Source organism: Pseudomonas sp. BJa3, from assembly GCF_026343815.1.
Lineage (GTDB): Bacteria > Pseudomonadota > Gammaproteobacteria > Pseudomonadales > Pseudomonadaceae > Aquipseudomonas > Aquipseudomonas soli.
Genome location: NZ_JAOXMC010000353.1, coordinates 1 through 256, shown reverse-complemented (window position 1 = coordinate 256; position 256 = coordinate 1). Strand labels below are relative to the sequence as shown.

The 256-nt window shown below is 75.4% G+C and carries 1 protein-coding gene; it reads right to left on the bottom strand.

Annotated features, from left to right (window positions below; translation table 11 throughout):
- The coding region (locus OH705_RS27990) for a 3-deoxy-7-phosphoheptulonate synthase (protein ID WP_267303533.1) at nucleotides 1-256 on the bottom strand (256 nt) is incomplete at both ends.

Genomic DNA, 256 nt, shown 5'->3' with positions numbered 1-256 from the left:
GCCTCCTGCCCGGACGCGGCGTCCCAGCCCAGGTGGCGCATGATGTTGCGCGCCGCCGCGTAGCCCTTGAGGATCCGCTGCGGGTCGGCCCGGCGCTGCTCGGCATGGGCCTCGCGGCCGTTGACCATGTCGCCGCGATAGACCGGCAGGATCTGCTCGCCGACCTGCTCGTGCGGCTTGGAACGCGGCTTGGCGTACTGCCCGGCGATGCGCCCGACGCGGATCACCGGCCGCCGGCCGGCCAGGCGCAGGGCGC